The organism is Vannielia sp. (assembly GCF_029212645.1).
In the GTDB taxonomy this organism is placed as follows: domain Bacteria; phylum Pseudomonadota; class Alphaproteobacteria; order Rhodobacterales; family Rhodobacteraceae; genus Vannielia.
Window position 1 is genome coordinate 1 of sequence record NZ_JARGND010000022.1, and the last position, 17,163, is coordinate 17,163.

Annotated in this window: 14 protein-coding genes and 1 tRNA gene; 5 read left to right on the forward strand and 10 right to left on the reverse strand. The window is 60.1% G+C overall.

Translation table 11 applies throughout. The annotated features are described in order from the left end of the window. The coding region (locus P1U55_RS08865; protein WP_301047200.1) for a branched-chain amino acid aminotransferase at positions 1-785 on the reverse strand (785 nt) is incomplete at its 3' end. A gap of 155 nt (positions 786-940) precedes the next feature. Here P1U55_RS08865 and P1U55_RS08870 point away from each other — a divergent pair. Both P1U55_RS08870 and P1U55_RS08875 read left to right on the forward strand, forming a co-directional pair. Beyond that, a complete protein-coding gene (locus P1U55_RS08870) occupies positions 941-1,438 on the forward strand; it encodes a MarR family transcriptional regulator (RefSeq protein ID WP_301047202.1) in 498 nt (165 codons plus the stop codon). Continuing rightward, positions 1,438-2,142 (forward strand): response regulator, encoded by a 705-nt coding sequence (locus P1U55_RS08875; RefSeq protein WP_301047203.1) that lies wholly within the window; start codon positions 1,438-1,440, stop codon positions 2,140-2,142. The genes P1U55_RS08870 and P1U55_RS08875 overlap by 1 nt, the downstream gene beginning before the upstream one ends. Here the strand turns inward: P1U55_RS08875 and queG are convergent. The 6 genes from queG to P1U55_RS08905 form a co-directional block, all read right to left on the reverse strand. Beyond that, entirely contained in the window at positions 2,139-3,158 is a 1,020-nt protein-coding gene (gene queG, locus P1U55_RS08880; protein ID WP_301047205.1) for a tRNA epoxyqueuosine(34) reductase QueG, read from the reverse strand. The genes P1U55_RS08875 and queG overlap by 4 nt on opposite strands. Before the next feature lie 69 nt (positions 3,159-3,227). Further along, entirely contained in the window at positions 3,228-3,896 is a 669-nt protein-coding gene (locus P1U55_RS08885; RefSeq protein WP_301047207.1) for a glutathione S-transferase family protein, read from the reverse strand. 58 nt (positions 3,897-3,954) lie between these two features. Further along, on the reverse strand, positions 3,955-4,698 hold the full coding sequence (gene mtgA, locus P1U55_RS08890; protein ID WP_301047208.1) for a monofunctional biosynthetic peptidoglycan transglycosylase: 744 nt from the start codon (positions 4,696-4,698) through the stop codon (positions 3,955-3,957). A gap of 202 nt (positions 4,699-4,900) precedes the next feature. Beyond that, complete coding sequence (gene gltB / locus P1U55_RS08895) at positions 4,901-9,442, reverse strand: glutamate synthase large subunit (protein WP_301047209.1); 4,542 nt, start codon at positions 9,440-9,442, stop codon at positions 4,901-4,903. Positions 9,443-9,453: 11 nt separating this feature from the next. Beyond that, positions 9,454-10,173: a hypothetical protein gene (locus P1U55_RS08900; RefSeq protein WP_301047210.1), complete on the reverse strand. Its 720-nt coding sequence runs from the start codon at positions 10,171-10,173 to the stop codon at positions 9,454-9,456. A gap of 180 nt (positions 10,174-10,353) precedes the next feature. Then, positions 10,354-11,790 (reverse strand): NAD(P)-dependent oxidoreductase, encoded by a 1,437-nt coding sequence (locus tag P1U55_RS08905; protein ID WP_301047212.1) that lies wholly within the window; start codon positions 11,788-11,790, stop codon positions 10,354-10,356. Between the two features lie 213 nt (positions 11,791-12,003). On the opposite strand from P1U55_RS08905, the gene P1U55_RS08910 reads away from it, so the two are divergent. Next, on the forward strand, positions 12,004-12,807 hold the full coding sequence (locus tag P1U55_RS08910; RefSeq protein WP_301047258.1) for an undecaprenyl-diphosphate phosphatase: 804 nt from the start codon (positions 12,004-12,006) through the stop codon (positions 12,805-12,807). On the opposite strand, the gene P1U55_RS08915 is transcribed toward P1U55_RS08910, so the two are convergent. Beyond that, complete coding sequence (locus P1U55_RS08915) at positions 12,798-13,787, reverse strand: complex I NDUFA9 subunit family protein (RefSeq protein WP_301047213.1); 990 nt, start codon at positions 13,785-13,787, stop codon at positions 12,798-12,800. The genes P1U55_RS08910 and P1U55_RS08915 overlap by 10 nt on opposite strands. A 142-nt stretch (positions 13,788-13,929) precedes the next feature. Between P1U55_RS08915 and P1U55_RS08920 the strand changes: the two genes are divergently transcribed. Beyond that, positions 13,930-14,016: transfer RNA gene (locus P1U55_RS08920), tRNA-Leu, on the forward strand. A gap of 358 nt (positions 14,017-14,374) precedes the next feature. Here P1U55_RS08920 and P1U55_RS08925 read toward each other — a convergent pair. After that, positions 14,375-14,929: an ActR/PrrA/RegA family redox response regulator transcription factor gene (locus tag P1U55_RS08925; RefSeq protein ID WP_301047215.1), complete on the reverse strand. Its 555-nt coding sequence runs from the start codon at positions 14,927-14,929 to the stop codon at positions 14,375-14,377. Positions 14,930-15,013: 84 nt separating this feature from the next. Then, positions 15,014-15,628 carry an SCO family protein gene (locus P1U55_RS08930; RefSeq protein WP_301047217.1) on the reverse strand — a complete coding sequence of 205 codons (615 nt, stop codon included), beginning with the start codon at positions 15,626-15,628 and terminating at the stop codon, positions 15,014-15,016. A 101-nt stretch (positions 15,629-15,729) separates the two neighbouring features. On the opposite strand from P1U55_RS08930, the gene regB reads away from it, so the two are divergent. Continuing rightward, complete coding sequence (gene regB, locus P1U55_RS08935; RefSeq protein ID WP_301047219.1) at positions 15,730-17,145, forward strand: sensor histidine kinase RegB; 1,416 nt, start codon at positions 15,730-15,732, stop codon at positions 17,143-17,145. The last annotated feature ends 18 nt before the right edge of the window (positions 17,146-17,163 follow it).

The following is a 17,163-nucleotide window of genomic DNA, read 5'->3' on the forward strand; positions in this document are numbered from 1 at the left end:
ACCGGGGTCACCTCGGCGGCGGTGCCAGTCAGCCAGCACTGCTCAAAGCCTTCCAGCTCTTCGGGCATGATGTGGCGCTCATGCACCTTGATTCCGCGCTCATGCAGCATCTCGATCACCGTTTGCCGGGTGATCCCGTTAAGGAAGCAATCGGGCAGGGGCGTGTGCACCTCACCATCCTTCACAAAAAAGATGTTGGCCCCCGTCGCCTCGGCCACATAGCCGCGATAGTCCATAAACAGCGCATCCGAGCAGCCCTTTGCCTCGGCGGTATGCTTGCTCATGGTGCAAATCATGTAAAGGCCAGCCGCCTTGGCATGAACCGGGATGGTCTCTGGCGAAGGGCGCTTCCACTTGGCCACATCCAGCTTGGCCCCCACGAGTTTGGCATCACCGTAGTAATTGCCCCACTCCCAGCCAGCCACGGCAACGCGCACCGGGTTTTTCAAGGCACTCACGCCCATGTCTTCGCCCGAGCCGCGCCAGGCAACCACCCGCACATAGGCATCCGTCCAGTTGTTCGCCTTGAGCATCTCGTATTTCGCGGCTTCCAGCTCATCCACGCTGTAGGGAACCTCAAAATCCAGCATCCTGCCACTGGCGATCAGCCTCTCCGAATGTTGGCGGCCCTTGAAAATGGAGCCGTTGTAGCACCGCTCCCCTTCAAACACGCTGGAGGCATAATGCAGCGCATGGGTGAGGATATGCACCTTGGCATCCCGCGCCTCAACCAGCTTGCCATCCATCCAGATCTTGCCGTCGCGATCATCATACGCACCAACCATTTCGGCCTCCATATTCCGAATATTGCGCAAATTACGTCCGGTTCGGACACATTGTTGCGCAAAACCTGCGACTCACTACCGATCCGGGCTTGGAAAGTCAACAAGGCTGACATAAAATCCAAAAGCATGAGGAGAAAACCAGACAGGACAATACAATGGCCGATGGTCCGCAGAGCAGCGAAAGCCTTCTCTTTCTCACCGACGAACAGCTCCGCAAGGGGATCGAGGCGATGTTCTTCGCCTATCGCGATTTCACGGCAGACCCGGATCGCATCCTCCTGACCAAAGGCTATGGTCGGGCGCACCACCGGGCCATCCACTTCATCCACCGCGCCCCCGGCACCACCGTCAATAACCTGCTGTCGATCCTCGGCGTTACCAAACAGTCCCTCAACCGGGTGCTGCGCAGCCTCATCGAGGATGGCCTCGTTGAAAGCCGGGTCGGCCGCCGTGACAAACGCGAGCGCCACCTCTTCCTCACCGAAGCCGGCGAGACCCTTGAGCGCGAACTCTCCGATGCCCAGCGCGCCCGGATGCGCACCGCCTACCGTGAGGCCGGTCCCGAAGCTGTGACTGGCTTCCGCACCGTTCTCGAAGCAATGATGGACCCCGAGCTTCGTCGCCATTATATGGCAATGAAAGAGGGGGGATGATGGAAGACCAGAGTGACGCGCACCTACTGATTGTCGATGATGATGAGCGCATTCGCGGGCTTCTCAAGAAGTTCCTGCTGCGCCATGGCTTTATCGTCACCAACGCGCGTGACGCTGCCCACGCCCGCCGCCTCCTCGCGGGGCTGGAATTTGATCTGATCGTGCTCGATATCATGATGCCCGGCGAAACCGGCATCGAGTTGACGACGAGCCTGCGCGAAACCCTCGCCACCCCCATCCTTCTGCTCACCGCCAAGGGCGAAACCGAAGATCGCATCGCGGGCCTTGAGGCCGGCGCCGATGATTACCTGCCCAAGCCCTTCGAGCCCAAGGAACTGCTGCTGCGGATCAATGCCATCCTGCGCCGCATACCCTCTGAAGGGCCCCTGGATTCGCTTCCCAAGGTGCTCTCGCTCGGCCCCGTCCGGTATGATGTATCCCGTGGCGAGATGTGGAGGGGCGAAGAGATGGTCCGCCTCACCGCCACCGAAAGCGCCCTCATGCGCATCTTCTCGGCCCAGCCCGGCAATGCCGTGTCGCGCACCAAACTGGTCGAGGATCTGGGCCGCGATGATGGCCAGGCCCAGGAACGCGCGGTTGATGTGCAAATCACCCGGCTCAGGCGCAAGATCGAGAGCGACCCAAAGCAACCGCGCTACCTGCAAACCGTGCGCGGCGAAGGTTACATGCTCGCCCCGGATTAACCGAGCCGCTCCACCGCCCAACGCGCCGCATCCGCCACCGCCGGGTCCTCGTCCTCACATAACCCCTGCGCCACCGGCCTCAGCCGTGCCGCCCCGCTGTTGCCGATCGCATAAAGCACATTGCGCACAAACCGCCCCCGCCCGATCCGCTTGATCGGCGAGCCGGAAAACCGCGCCCTGAAGGCCGCATCATCCAGCACCGCAAGCTGCGCCAAATCAGGAAAATCAGTCTCTGTTCCGCCCTGATAGCGCATATCGGCGGCCTCCACCGCAAACTTGTTCCAGGGGCACACCGCAAGGCAATCGTCACAGCCGTAAATCCGGTTGCCCATCTTCTCGCGCAACTCTGTAGGCACCGGGCCAGAATGCTCAATCGTCAGGTAGGAAATGCAGCGCCGCGCATCCAGCTCATAGGGCGCCGGAAAGGCCCCCGTCGGGCAGATATCAAGGCACCGCCTGCACCCGCCGCAATGGTCGGTTTCCGCTGGATCAGGGTCTATTTCGAGGGTGGTAAACACCGACCCGATAAAAAACCAACTTCCCATATCGCGGCTCACAAGGTTGGTGTGCTTGCCCTGCCAGCCCAGCCCCGCCGCCTGCGCCAGCGGCTTTTCCGCTACCGGGGCGGTATCCACAAAAACCTTGATCTCGCCGCCGCACTCGTCAATCAGCCAGCGCCCCAGGCGCTTCAGCCGCTTTTTCACGATGTCATGGTAATCGCGCCCCCGCGCATAGGCCGAGATCACCCCCCGCTCGCGCTGCTCCAGGCCCTCCAGCGGATCAAACTCCGGCGCATAGCTCTCGCCCAGCACGATCACACTCTTCGCCTCAGGCCACAGCGCCGCCGGGTTCTCGCGCCATTCCACCCGGCGCTCCATCCAGCTCATCTCGCCATGCCGCCCGGCCGCCAAAAACGCCCTCAACCCCTCTGGCACACCGCTCAACGGCCCCGCCCGCACCACCCGGCACAGGCTGAACCCCTCTTCCAGCGCGCGTGAAACGATCCGGTCTTTCACTGCCCCGCCCCATTTTCTTGCTGAAAATATCCCGGGGGTGTGGGGGCTGGCCCCCACGGCGGGCGGCGATCAGAAATCGAGATCGGCATAGTGCGGCGGCGGCGGGAAGCCCGGCACCTGATCGGCAAGGATCGAGCGGAAAGCCGGGCGCGATTTGATCTTCGCATACCAGTCCTTCACATTGGCCGACCGGTTCCAGTCCACATCGCAAATGTAATCCAGCGATGACAGATGCGCCGCCGCGGCAAAATCCGCCATCGTCAGCGCGTCGCCCGCCAGCCAGCGGCGCTGATCCAGCAACCATGCCATGTAATCCAAGTGATACTTCACCGCCTTGGCCCCGGCCTTCACATTGCGGCTCTCGGGATAGCCCTCACCGGTGACCTTCTTGTTGACCCGCTCGTAAAGCAGATTGGCCGTTACCTCGTGGTGAAACTTGTCGTCAAACCACGCACACAACCGGCGCACCTCATAGCGCCCCTCGGCAGTTTTCGGCAGCAAGGCAGGCTCGGGGTGCTTTTCTTCGATGTATTCGCAAATCGGCTGGCTCTCGGCCATCATCATCGCGCCAAACTTGAGCACCGGCACCTTGCCCGCCGGGTTACGGCGCAGGAAATCCGGCTCCTTCTCCCAGTAGCGCTCCTCAACAAGCTCTACCTCAAGCTTCTTTTCCGCCATGACAAGGCGCACCTTGCGGCAAAACGGGGAAAGGGGAACGTGGTAAAGTCGGCTGCTCATAGGGGGTCACTCGCTGGCTTTTCTTGGCCCCTGTGATAGCCCTTTAACCCCTCCCGCTTCAATCCTCGAAACAATCGGCGCGCCCATCCACCTTGATCGTGGCGCCGCCATCGGCAATTGCAGCCGCCCGTTTGCGCAGCCATGACGCGGGGTTGCTGGCCGAGCGCTCTTTCGGGTTGGGCAAAACCGCCGCCAGAAGCGCGCCCTGCATCGGCGTCAGATCGCCGGGTGGCTTGCCAAAGTAGTGGTGGCTCGCCGCCTCAACGCCAAAGATCCCTTCACCAAACTCGGCGAGGTTCAGATAAATCTCCAGCATCCGCCGCTTGCTCCACACCGCCTCGGCCAGCGGGGTGATCAGCGCCTCAAGGCTCTTGCGCAGCCAGCTACGCCCCTGCCACAAAAACACGTTTTTCACCGTCTGCTGGCTAATGGTGGAGCCGCCCCGCTGTGCGCCGTCTTCCAGCGCAAGGCGGATCGCGTTCACATCAAAACCCCAATGCAGGCAATAATTGGCATCCTCGGCCGCCACCACAGCGCGCACCGCTGCGGGTGAAATCTCCTCAATACCAATCCACTGGCGGTCCACGTCATGGCCCAGCCGCCGCTCCTCTGACCAGATCGTATGGGTCGTGGGCGGATCAAAGACGCTATAGATCAGCACCAAAAGCAACAGCACCGCAAAGGGGATCAACAGCACCAGAGCCGCTCGGCGCAGCACCCAACGCTTCAGGCTCCGCTTGCGCGGTTTCGCCTTTGCCTTGCCCTTCGCGGGGCGCTTCCTGGGTTTGCTCGCCTTGGCCATCCGCTTTGCTATACGCGGCTCCGCTGCGGGGGAAAACCCGTCACGCACAAAGCGCCTCCTGTCACGCACGCATTCCGGGCCGCGCAAGGGTGGAGTCGTGGCAGCTTTGCCTTGCGCCGCCCCCAACGAAACTTACCCCTCGCACATGAAAAAGGGCGCACCTCCCAGGCACGCCCCTTCCCTGTCTCTTCGGTATCTCGGCCTATTCTGCCGGGATAGCGCCTTTTTCCTCGCTCAAAGGATGGCTGAGGTTGGCCAGCATCTCCTTCGGGCAGACCTGCACGAAATTCTCCAACTCCATGTCCCAATGCTGGAGAATCGTCTCGGCCTTGCGGCTGTTGGTCTCTTCAAAATGCGCCTCAACCAGGTTGTGAAGCTGCTCCTGCCAGTGCTGCACAGTCACCGGGCAGGTCACCAGCGTTTCCATGTTCATCATGTCCGCCGATTGGCCTTCAGGGTCGTAAAGATACGCCATGCCGCCGGTCATGCCTGCGCCAAAGTTGGCCCCGATGGTGCCAAGGATCACCGCAACACCGCCGGTCATGTATTCACACCCGTTCGAGCCACAGCCCTCGATCACCGTCTTGGCGCCCGAGTTGCGCACCGCAAAGCGCTCACCCGCGCGACCCGCGGCAAACAGGTAGCCATCGGTCGCGCCGTAAAGCACCGTGTTGCCGATGATGGTGTTTTCGCTGGCTTCCAGCGGCGAGCACATCTGCGGCTGCACCACCACGGTGCCCCCACTCAGACCCTTGCCAACATAGTCATTGGCATCGCCTGAAACCTCCAGTTTCAACCCCGGCGCGGCAAAGGCCCCAAGGCTCTGGCCCGCGCTGCCTGTCAGCTTCACGGTCAGATGATGCGGCAGGAAGGCGTTGCGCATCCCGAAGTTCTGCACAATGTGGCTCGATGTGCGCGTGCCCACCGTCCTGTGGGTGTTTTGCACCGCATATTGCAGCTGCATCTTCTCGCCATCCCGCAGGAAGCGCTCGGCATCCCGCACGATCTGCGCATCCAGCGTATCCGGCACCGGATTGCGCGGGCGCTCACCGTCGTAGCTGACCACGTCACTGCCATCCACGCAAATCAGCAGCGGATTGAGATCAAGGTCATCCAGATGCGCCGACCCCCGGCTCACCTGCCCCAGCAGATCGGCCCGGCCAATCACTTCGCTCAGGCTGCGCGCCCCGATCGAGGCCAGAATTTCGCGCACCTCTTCCGCGTAGAAGGTGATGAGGTTCACCACCTTGTCGGCGCTACCAGTGAACTTTGCGCGCAGGTCTTCACGCTGGGTGCACACGCCCACCGGGCAAGTGTTGCTCTGGCACTGGCGCACCATGATACAGCCCATCGCGATCAGCGCGGCTGTGCCAATACCGTATTCCTCGGCCCCCATCATCGCCGCCATCACAATGTCACGGCCCGTGCGCAAACCACCATCGGTGCGCAGCGTCACCCGGCTGCGCAGGTTGTTGAGGCTCAGCACCTGATGCGCTTCCGTCAGCCCCATCTCCCACGGCAGGCCCGCGTATTTGATAGAGGTCGCCGGCGAGGCCCCGGTGCCACCGTTGTGGCCCGAGATCAGGATATTATCGGCCTTGGCCTTGGCCACGCCCGCCGCAATCGTGCCCACGCCGCTAGAGGCCACCAGCTTCACCGTCACCTTCACGGTGGGGTTGATCTGCTTGAGGTCATAGATCAGCTGCGCAAGGTCTTCGATCGAGTAGATATCATGGTGCGGCGGCGGTGAAATCAGCGTCACCCCCTTGGTCGAGTGACGGAGCCGCGCGATCAGATCGGTGACCTTCATGCCGGGAAGCTGGCCACCCTCGCCGGGTTTGGCCCCCTGCGCCACCTTGATCTCAAGTTCCTCGCAATGGTTCAGGTATTCCGCCGTCACGCCAAAGCGCCCGCTTGCCACCTGCTTGATCTTGGCACTGGGGTTATCGCCGTTCGGCTCGGGCACAAAATGCGCCGGATCTTCCCCGCCCTCACCGCTGTCAGACTTTGCGCCAATCCGGTTCATCGCCACATTCAGCGTCTTGTGCGCTTCCGGGCTGAGAGCGCCAAGGCTCATCCCCGGCGTCACAAAGCGCTTGCGGATCGAGGTGATGCTCTCCACCTCGGCCAGCGGAATCGCCTCGCCCAGCGGCTTGATCGCCAGCAAATCGCGCAGATGGATCGGCGGATTGGCCTGCATCTTGGCGCTATACTGCTTCCAGATCTCAAACGAGCCGCGATCACAGGCGGTTTGCAACAGGTGCATGCTGGAGGCTTCCCAGGCGTGGGTCTCCCCCGAACGGCGCGCTTTGTAAAAGCCGCCCACCGGCAACACCGGCGTGGCCCCCTTGAGCCAGCCATGCGCATGAATGCCCTCGGCCTTCTTCTGAATACCGGGAACGCCAATGCCGCTGATCCGGCTGGTCATGCCGGGGAAAAACTCGTGCACCATCGCACGGCTCAGGCCCACGGCCTCAAAGTTGAGACCCCCGCGATAAGACGACACCACCGAGATGCCCATCTTCGACATGATTTTCAGCAAGCCCGCATCCACGGCCTCACGATAGCGGCTCACCGCCTCGGTCAGCGACACATCAAGCAGGCCGCGCTCGATCCGGTCCGCAAGGCTGTCTTCGGCGAGATAGGCGTTCACGATGGTCGCCCCGCAGCCGATCAAAACGGCAAAGTAATGCGGGTCCATGCACTCGGCCGAGCGCACCCCAAGCGAGCAGAACGTCCGCAAGCCCTTCTTGGTCAGCCCGCTATGCACGGCGCTGGTGGCAAGGATCATCGGCATCGCCACCTTGTCGGGGCCGCTGTGCTGATCGGTCAGCACGATGTGGCCCGCGCCCGAGCGCACCGCATCCTGCGCCTCGCTGCGAATCCGCGCCAGATTTTCGTTAAGCGCCGAAGGGCCGCTATCCCGTGGGAAGGTGCAATCAATCTCGCACATATCCGCCTGGAAATGCGTCACCATCTCTTCAAACTGCGCGTTGCCCACAAACGGGCTCTCCAGCACCAGAATGGCGGTTTGGCTGCTGTCCTCGTCCAGCACGTTCTTGAGGTTGCCGAACCGCGTTTTCAGGCTCATCACCCGGTATTCGCGCAGGCTGTCAATCGGCGGGTTTGTCACCTGGCTGAAGTTCTGGCGGAAGAAGTGGCTCAGCGGGCGATACTTTTTGCTAAGCACCGCGCTGGGCGTGTCATCGCCCATGCTGGCAATCATTTCCTTGCCGTCTTCGGCCATCGGCGCAAGCACCTGCTCAAGGTCTTCAATCGAGAAGCCCGCCGCGATCTGCCGCTTGCGCAGCTCATCGCCGGTGAACAGCGGCTTTTCTTCAATGCCGCTCAGCGCCTCATCCAGATCGCAGATCCGGCCCACCCACTCCCCAAAGGGCAGCGCCTTTGAAAGCTTGTCCTTGATCTCGGTATCGTGGAACAGCAGGCCCTTCTTCATATCAACGGCAATGATCTGGCCGGGGCCAAGCGCACCCTTTTCGCGCACCACGGCCTCGTCAATCGTCACCATCCCCGCCTCGGAGCCGGCGATCAGCAGGCCATCGCCCGTTACCACATAGCGCATCGGGCGCAGGCCGTTCCGGTCAAGCCCGGCGCACACCCAGCGCCCATCGGTCATCGCCAGCGCGGCGGGGCCGTCCCACGGCTCCATCACCGAGTTGCAATAGGAGTACATATCCCGCCACGCCTGCGGCAGCTCAACCGCCTGCTTGCTCCAGCTTTCAGGCACCAGCATGGTCTTGGCCATAGGCGCACTCCGCCCGGCCCGCACCAGCACCTCAAACACCGCATCCAGTGCAGCACTGTCGCTCGCACCCTGCGGCACGATCGGCTTGATGTCCTCGGCCATGTCGCCAAAGGTGTTTGAAGCCATACGAATCTCGTGGCTCTTCATCCAGTTCAGGTTGCCCTTGATGGTGTTGATCTCACCATTATGCGCCAGCATCCGGAACGGCTGCGCCAGCCACCACTGCGGGAAGGTGTTGGTGCTGTAACGCTGGTGATAGATCGCAAAAGCACTCTTGAAGCGCTCGTCCATCAAATCAGGGTAAAACTCCGCCACCTGCTCGGCCAGCATCATGCCCTTGTAAATGATGCTCCGGCAGCTGAGCGAGCACACATAAAACGCCGGCAAATTCGCCGCCTGCGCCGCTTTCTCAATGCGACGGCGAATCACATAAAGCTCGCGTTCAAAGGTCTCTTCGTCCACGCCCTTGGAGTTGGAAATGATGATCTGCTCAATCTCCGGGCGGGTCGCGTTGGCCTTGTCGCCAAGGCACTCGATGCTCACGGGAACATGCCGCCAGCCGTAGATGTAATAGCCCATCCTCAGCACTTCCGATTCCACGATGGTCCGCGCGGTTTCCTGCGCGCCAAAGGCGGTGCGCGGCAGGAAAACCTGGCCAACGGCGATCAGCTTGTTCTTGTCGGGGATGTGCCCGGTGCGCTCGATCTGGTCATAGAAAAACCCAACCGGGATCTGCACATGGATGCCCGCGCCATCGCCGGTTTTGCCATCGGCGTCCACCGCGCCACGGTGCCAGATCGACTTGAGCGCCTCGATGCCGTTTTCCACAACCTTGCGGGAAGGCTTGCCGTCGATCGCCACCACAAGCCCAACACCGCAGGAAGATTTCTCTTCCTCGGCGCGGAACATGCCGTTTTCTTCCAGCCATTTGCGCTGTTGTTCGTGCTCTTCGGCCCACTGCGAGTCATACTTGGTCATGGCTCTCTCCATCACTGGCGCTGCATCGGCAGGGAAAGCCCGGCCTGAAGCGCATTACATCCGTGGCGGGGTTCGGTTTTGCCGAAACCCTTTTCACCGGGAAACATAAATTCCACCGGCGTGTTATCTTCTTTCCAGCGCTCCTGGCCGTCGAAGTAGCTCTCTTTGCCCAGCATGAAGAGCCGCTCCGATTTCAGCACATATTGCACCCCTTCAGCGGCAAACACGGTGTTGCCGTCTGCGTCTTTCGTCACCGAGTTGGTGCTGAACAGGTCCAGCTCCACACCGTCAATCACCACGGTCTCGCCCAGCGCCTCATCGCGCCCCGTGGTAAACAGCTTGCCCGTATCCCCATCGCCCTCAGAGATCATGCTGAAGTTGTAGGTATCCACCCCCGTCTCCAGCAGTTCCGTCATGCTGATCGGGTCCGGGCCGGGGTTGAGCAGCTTCTCGCGGCTGTCGGTCCAGTAGTAGTAAGCGTCGATCCACTGAAACTCGTCGTCATAGGTATGCAGGCTCACCGGCCCGTCATCATCATGGCTGCCTTCAAACAGCAGGCCCGGCTGCGCCCCGCAACGCCAAAAGATCGACACCGCGCAATTGCGGGTGTGCATGGTGAGGAACGCTTCGCAGCCCTTCGGCGGCATCGCGTTTTGCGCCTCGGCAAGGCTCGCGGCCCCGCTCAGCAGAGCAGCGGCAAGGCAGGTGGCTTTGAGGGGCGTCCTCATCATGTCCTTAACCATCTGTTCACTCTCTCGGTCCGGTGGGTCAGCATCTCTGCCGCTTAACCGATCCTTCACCACGTTTAAGCCGTTGCGTCAGTGATCCTGCCCCTTAACCAAAACGCGTATGCATGGGTTGTGCATCGGTTGTGTATGGGTTGTGGCTGTGATCTTTTTGCAAAGCCGGTTTTATTCTGCCGCCACCGCACGCTGCATGTCGAGCTTGGCAAGTATCGCCTCGGCAGCTTCCCGCCCGTCCCGAATGGCCCATACAACAAGGCTCGCTCCGCGCTGGATGTCTCCCACCGCGTAAACATCCTCCATCGGCGTTTCATGGGTCTGGAAATCGGCCTTCACGGTGCCCCAGCGGGTCACTTTCAGGTCAGGTTGGCCCCAAAGGGTTGGAAGATCTTCTGGTTCAAAACCAAGGGCTTGGATCACAAGCTCCGCGTCTTCCACATAATCCGCCCCCTCAATCACCTCGGGGCTTTGGCGGCCCGTCGCATCAGGCGCACCAAGGCGCATCTTCTGCACCATCACGCCCTGCACGGCCTTGTCTCCGGTAAAGCCCTTGGGCGCGGAAAGCCAAACAAATTCAACGCCTTCTTCTTCGGCATTTGTCACCTCGCGCTGCGATCCCGGCATATTAGCGCGGTCGCGGCGGTAAAGGCATTTCACGCTCTTGGCACCCTGGCGGATCGAGGTGCGCACACAGTCCATCGCCGTATCGCCCCCACCGATGACAACCACGTTCTTGCCCTCGGCGTTCAGATCACCATTGTCATATTCCGGCACCGCATCGCCAAAGCTTTTGCGGTTGGAAGCTGTAAGGAAATCAATGGCTTTCACGATGCCATCCACCCCAACACCGGGGGCCTGAAGCTCACGCGTTTTGTAAACGCCGGTCGCAATGATCACCGCGTTATGGGCGGTCTTGATCTCCTCAAACGAGATATCCTCGCCCACGTTGCAGTTCAGCTTGAAGGTCACGCCGCCGTCCTCAAGCTGCTTGTTGCGGCGCATCACAATGTCTTTCTCCAGCTTGAAGCCGGGGATGCCATAGGTCATCAGACCGCCCGCACGGTCGTAGCGGTCATAAACCGTCACCTGCACACCAGCGCGGCGCAGCATATCCGCCGCCGCAAGGCCACCGGGGCCACCGCCAATGACAGCCACGCTTTCTTCGCGTTCTTCCAATGGCTTAGGTGGAACCACCCAGCCGTTGTCCCACGCGGTATCGGTGATGTATTTCTCGACCGCGCCAATGGTAACGGTGCCATGGCCCGACTTCTCGATCACGCAGTTGCCCTCACACAACCGGTCCTGCGGGCAGATGCGCCCACAGATCTCGGGGAAGGTGTTGGTCGCCTGGCTCAGCTCATAGGCTTCCTTCAACCGCCCGGTCGCGGTGAGGCGCAGCCAATCGGGGATGTTGTTGTGCAGCGGGCAGTGCGACTGGCAATAAGGCACCCCGCACTGGCTACACCGGCTCGACTGAGCCTCGGCCCGTTCCGCCGCAAACTCGGCGTAAATCTCTTCGAAATCTTTCTTCCGTATATCTGCGTCACGCTTGGTGGGCATCTCACGGTCTAGTTCGACGAATTTCAGCATGGGCTGCTTGGCCATGGTGTCTCCTTGCGGTTCTCAATGCTTGCCTACACGCAGAGCAAAGGGAATAAAAGTCAGCTTGGGTGACCTATTTATGGTCGAGGGATTAGCCGAAGGCGGTTTTTCCTGTCAACTCCCCATATTTTGCGGCAGCATTGCTTACCTATTTTCGCACTTCCCTCTGCGGACCCTTGCAGTAGTGTGACCAAAAATTATAAAGGTGCGGGCGCGGTGGAACTCTATCAGCTATTGATTATTGCGGTAATTCAAGGGATTACCGAGTTTCTCCCTATCTCCTCCTCGGGCCACCTCATCTTGCTTCCCGGCCTCACCGGGATGGAAGATCAAGGCCAGGTGATAGACGTTGCCGTGCATGTCGGCACCCTGTTTGCCGTCATTCTTTATTTTTGGCGCGACGTGTCCCAAGCCATTCTTGGCCTCCCTCGTTTGCTGCGCGGCAAGGTCGATACCCCCGGCGCCCGCCTCGCATGGCTGCTGATTCTGGCAACGATTCCAGTGATCCTGTTCGGCCTCCTGCTCAAGCTGACCGGCCTTGATGACAGCCTCCGCTCGGTTGCCGTGATCGGTTGGACGATGCTGATCTTCGGCATCATTCTCTACTGGGCCGATCAAAAGGGCCCGGAAATAAAGGAAGATTCTGATTGGAACCTGCGCGATGCCCTCATCATGGGCATCTGGCAAGCGGTTGCCCTCATCCCCGGCACCTCACGTTCCGGCATCACCATCACCGCCGCCCGTCAGCTTGGATATAAACGCGAAGACGGCGCCAAGATCGCCATGCTCATGTCGATCCCCACCATCGCGGCATCGGGCATCCTGCTCGGCGCTGAAGTGGCCACAAGCGCTGATCTTGCCATCGCCAAAGACGCCGCAATCGCCGCGCTTTTTGCCTTCCTGTCTGCACTGCTGGCCCTGGGCTTGATGATGCGCCTTTTGCGCTCTATCAGCTTCACACCCTACGTGATCTACCGGGTGATCCTTGGCGTCATCCTGCTGGCCTACGCCTATTCCTGAGGCTTGAGCTTGCGGGCCGATTCCTTGAGCGCCTCATACTGGCCAGAAGGCCGGAAGCGCCACATGTAGTCGGGCAATTCAGCTTCCATCGGAGCCGCTTCAATGCCCAAATCACTCAGGGTCTTCGCGCCATCGCTGACCACGTTATAAACCGCCAGAGATTTGAGCTGATCGCGGTTGATCAACCCGTTGGTGACTAAACCAAGGCTGAATGCCTGCACCATATCAAGGCTCCAGGCCATGAAGCCCGCAGCAAAATTCGGCAAATTAATCAGCACCCTACGGCGGCGGATCTCTTCCAGAACCTTCTCAACCAATGCGCGGATGGTCAGCGTTTCAGGGCCGCCCAGCTCATACACGCCAGCTTCGGCCTTGCCCTCAACAGCCATCACAGCTGCCTCGGCTACATCATCCACAAACACCGGCTGCACCTTGGTTTCAGCACCGATCACCGGCAGCACCGGCCCAAAACGCGCCATCGACGCATAGCGGTTCACGAAGGCATCTTCGGGGCCAAACATGATCGAAGGCCGCAGAATAACCGCGCCGGGAAAGGCTGCGTGCACGGCAGCTTCGCCTTTACCCTTGGTCTGGTAGTAATCGCTCACACCCTCGGGATCCGCCCCGATCGCGGACACATGGGTCAGCGAGGCAATGCCCTGCTCTGCGGTGATTCGCGCAATCCGCTCGGCCCCTTCCACATGGACCGCCTGCATATTGTTCTTGCCGTAAGTCGTGCCCACGCCAACGCAGTTGACCACCGCATCGGCACCCTGCATCGCCGACGCCACAGAGGCATCATCGCGGATGTTGCAAAAGATCGGCTCAACCTGGCCAACAGCACCGTAGAGGCGCAAAAACCCGGCCTCATTGGGCCGCCGCACCGCCGCTCGCACCCGCCAGCCATCCTTCGCCAGACGCTGCGTGATATACCGCCCCAAAAAGCCGGAACCGCCGTAGATGGTAACGAGCTTTGACATGCGCAGGACCTCCTTGTTGGCCTGTCTTTGCTGATAGCCCGTTGCCCGCAAAACGGCAAGATACCTTGCCGCCGCATAAACCTTGTATTGAACCAGTTGACAGGCCCGCGCTGCACCTATATCTGCCGCTTCCACGACACCTGCCCAGGTGGCGGAATTGGTAGACGCGCTAGCTTCAGGTGCTAGTATTGGCAACGATGTGGAGGTTCGAGTCCTCTCCTGGGCACCATATAATCAAAGTAGATATTTGATTCTGCGTCGTTTTTCGGGCTTCCGGCACAATTTTTCCCTTAGGTTCTGGCTCCGGAACTGTGCCAAACCTTTTTCACGTCTTCACAACTAAGCATGCCGGAAGTTCAAAGCGGGTTTGACTGGCAGCTAAGTTGTGTTTTCTCAATTACCCTGAGAAGGGCGTTTAAAATGAGCGGTATCGAAAGCACGGTTTCACCCGCGAGAACGCGGCCTGCCTCGCGGATATCAGGCAGCCATTTCAGGCGCGCCGTGGAGAGTGGTTTTTCGGCACCCAGCGCCAAACCAGGCCCAGCACCCCAAACAAGTTGGCTGTGCCGTTGTAGCCCATACGGTTTTTACTTTGGCGAACGTTTTGCGAGAATGCGCTGAAGCGTGCGGCGGTGCATGTTGAGGCGCCGTGCAGTTTCGCTGACGTTGCGATCACACAACTCGTAAACCCGCTGGATATGCTCCCAGCGCACCCGGTCAGCACTCATCGGATTGTCGGGGGGCGGGGGCAGCTCGTCTTCGCGGGCCAGCAGAGCGTTCGTCACCTCATTGGCATCCGCAGGCTTGCTCAGGTAATCCGTTGCGCCGATTTTTACGGCCGCAACAGCCGTTGCAATCGCACCATATCCGGTAAGAACAACGACCCGGCTTTCGGGGCGTTTTTCACGAAGGAGTTCAACGACATCAAGGCCATTGCCATCTTCAAGTCGCAGATCAATCACGGCGTAGGCAGGTGGGCGAGCGGTGGCAACGGCCTTGCCCGCAGCCACAGAACCCGCGCATTCCACTTCAAAGCCACGCTTCTCCATCGCGCGGGCCAGCCGGCGCAGAAAAGGCTCGTCATCGTCTACGATCAGAAGAGATTTATCCTCTCCGATCTCCCTCAGATCTCGCTCGGCCACGCGTTCCCCTATGCTGGTAAACCCAACTTGTCGGAATAACTTATCGTTGCCCTGAGGGCGCGGCAACCCTTGCCTTTCAAGGGATTAGTGCTGGTCCAGCAAGCACTGCACCTTGTCCGCCATTTGCTCACCACTCAGTTCGCGCCGAAAATAACCAGCAAACCCTGTGTCGGGGAAGGTCAGGTAGGTGAAAGTCGAGTGATCAACCGTGTAGTAATCAGGATCGTCGTCGTCATTGCGCTTGTAATAGGTGCGATAGGCTTTTGACGCCGCATCAATCTGTTCCGGCGTGCCGGTGAGGCCGATCATCTTTTCATGGACGTTCGCGGTAAAGTCATCCATCGCCTCGGGCGTGTCACGTGCCGGGTCAATGGTAATGAAAATCGGCGTGACCGAGTAGCCGCGTTCCGCCAAAATATCAACGGCTTCCGCGTTGCGAACCGTGTCGAAGGGGCACACATCCGGGCAGAACGTATAGCCGAAGTAGATCAACGAGGGTTCGGTGATCACATCTTGGTCAGTGACGGTTTCGCCATTTTCGTTGACCAGCTCAAACGGCCCGCCAATAGCCCCTGGGCCACCAGCAACCACGCCGGCATTGCACTCTTCCTTGGGCGTAAAGACCTTGAATGCCGTGAAACCAAGAACCCCAATCAGGACAACACCGGCAACTCCCGCCCATAGTTTCGTATTCGCCATGTTCTTGTTCCTCTCTTGGTTTTTCGGCCCAATTGCTGCACCGAGATGCGCGGGCTATCAATAGGCCCGACTGTCACACTGCGAAAGGTGTCATCTTTCACATGACCGAGACTGGCCCCGCCGATACCTTCCAAGGCTCCCCTCGGGCGAACTGGATCCGATTGCGCACGCTTATCGTGCTGCGTTGGGTTGCCGTGTTGGGCCAAAGCGTTGCCCTGACGATTGCCTATGTTCACTATGGGCTCCGGCTGGAAGTTGGTCTTTGTTTTCTGGCCGTTGGGGCATCGGTGACTGCCAATCTTGTTTTGATGATGGTCTATCCAGCCAACAGACGGTTGAATGAGAATGAGACTTTGGCGATGTTGCTCTTCGATCTGGGGCAACTCGCATTTCTACTCTTCCTCACCGGCGGGCTACACAACCCCTTCGCGCTGCTTTTGCTTACGCCAGTCACCATTGCCGCCACGGCACTCCGGCTGAATGCAGTGTTGATCGTGGGCGCGCTGGCCATTGTCATGGTGACACTGCTCAGCTTTCTTTACCTGCCGTTGCGCACCGTAGATGGCGCTGTTTTGCGGGTGCCGGGAACGTTCATCTTTGGTGCGTGGATCGCCATTGTGATCGGCGTGTCCTTTCTGGCACTCTATGCGCGCCGCGTTGCCACTGAGATCGCCGCAATGGGCAATGCTCTGCTGGCGACCCAATTGGCCCTGTCACGGGAGCAAAAACTGACCGATCTGGGCGGTGTCGTCGCCGCCGCCGCGCATGAACTTGGCACCCCGCTTGCAACGATCAAGCTGGTCAGCTCCGAGATGGTTGATGAACTGGACAGCGACGAGGATTGCGATGGTGCCGCCTTGATCGAAGATGCCCGGCTGATTGGCGAGCAAGCAGATCGTTGCCGCGAAATTCTGCGCTCGATGGGGCGGGCCGGCAAGGATGACAAGCATATCCACGTGGCCCCTTTGGAAGCTGTACTGCAAGAGGCCGCGGAGCCGCATCAGGACCGGGGCAAGACCCTTCACTTCGATCTGCAGGCGAGCCCGGGGGCTACGCGGGAGCAGCCCACTGTTCACCGATCACCCGAAGTGATCCACGGGCTGAGAAACCTGATCCAGAATGCCGTGGATTTTGCTGCTGAGAATGTATGGATCGAAGCCCGTTGGAATGCTGAGCAGATCACGCTTCGTATCATTGATGATGGGGAAGGCTATCCGCCGCAATTGATCGGCCGGATTGGCGATCCCTACATGCGGCGCAGGCGATCACCCGACGAACGCGGCAAGCGGCCAGAGTATGAAGGTATGGGGCTTGGTCTTTTCATCGCCAAGACCCTGCTGGAGCGTGTTGGCGCTGAGCTTACCTTTGCAAACGGATCGGACCCGTTTCTCGCCGCCGGGGAGCGGCCAGAACGCTGTGGTGCGATCGTTGAGGTGACATGGAACCGTGGCCGTTTTGCCGCCAGCGAAGAGGAGATTCGCGGAGCATTAGGGCAAAACCAGCCCTTCGCCTCGTAACCTCGTCCGTTTCCGTAG